Raw genomic sequence first — 1,164 nt, 5'->3', positions numbered from 1 at the left:
CTGGCCGCCCTGGTCTGACCCATACCCCAAAACCCCCTCCCCCCCCGCGCCCCCCCCCGCACCCCGGGGGCGGCGCGTGGGGCATGACGAGGAGTTGTCATGAAGCTTGCGGTCATCCCCGGTGACGGCATCGGTCCCGAGGTCATCGCCGAGGCGCTGAAGGTGCTCGACGCGGTCGTGCCCGGCGTCGAGAAGACCGAGTACGACCTGGGCGCCCGGCGCTACCACGCCACCGGCGAGATCCTCCCGGACTCGGTGCTGCCGGAACTGCGCCAGCACGACGCCATCCTGCTCGGCGCCATCGGCGATCCGTCGGTGCCCAGCGGCGTGCTCGAGCGCGGCCTGCTGCTGCGCACCCGCTTCGAGCTGGACCATCACGTGAACCTGCGTCCGTCGAAGCTGTTCCCCGGCGTCACCAGCCCGCTGGCGGGCGCGCCCGACATCGACTTCGTGGTGGTGCGCGAGGGCACCGAAGGCCCCTACACCGGCACCGGCGGCGCCATCCGCGTGCGCACCCCGCACGAGGTGGCCACCGAGGTCAGCACCAACACCCGCTTCGGCATCGAGCGCGTGGTGCGCTACGCCTTCGCCACCGCGCAGGCCCGCCGCAAGCACCTGACCCTGGTGCACAAGACCAACGTGCTGTCCTTCGCCGGCTCGCTGTGGCAGCGCACCGTGGACGAGGTGGGCCAGGAGTTCCCCGAGGTCACCGTGGCCTACCAGCACATCGACGCGGCCACCATCTTCATGGTGACCGACCCGGGCCGCTTCGCCGTGATCGTCACCGACAACCTGTTCGGCTACATCATCCCCGACCTGCCCGCGGCGGTGCGGGGGGGCATCGGCCTGGCGGCCAGCGGCAACATCGACGCCTCCGGCGCCAACCCGAGCATGTTCGAGCCGGTGCACGGCAGCGCGCCCGACATCGCCGGGCAGTCCAAGGCCGACCCGACCGCCGCCATCCTTTCGGTTTCGCTGCTGCTCAACCACCTCGGCAGGACCGAGGAGGCCGCGCGCGTCGAGGCTGCCGTCGCCAAGGATCTCACCGCCCGCTCCGGCGCCGCCTCCACGGTGGAGATCGGCGACCGGATCGCCGCCTCGCTCTGACGCACGGCGCGCCGGCGACCGCCGCCGGGGGGGCGGCCGGCGGCCCCGAGGCGCGGC

At 73.0% G+C, this 1,164-nt stretch carries 1 protein-coding gene; it reads left to right on the top strand.

Going from position 1 to position 1,164, the window contains the following annotated elements:
- The first annotated feature begins 99 nt into the window (after positions 1–99).
- The gene (locus QH283_RS07685; protein WP_280502325.1) at positions 100–1,107 is read left to right on the top strand and encodes a 3-isopropylmalate dehydrogenase; all 1,008 of its coding nucleotides are present in this window, start codon (positions 100–102) and stop codon (positions 1,105–1,107) included.
- The last annotated feature ends 57 nt before the right edge of the window (positions 1,108–1,164 follow it).

Source organism: Nocardia farcinica (assembly GCF_029867845.1).
Lineage (GTDB): Bacteria > Actinomycetota > Actinomycetes > Mycobacteriales > Mycobacteriaceae > Nocardia > Nocardia farcinica_A.
The sequence above is the reverse complement of the archived record's forward strand: the minus strand, read 5'-3'. Positions and strand labels throughout refer to the sequence as shown.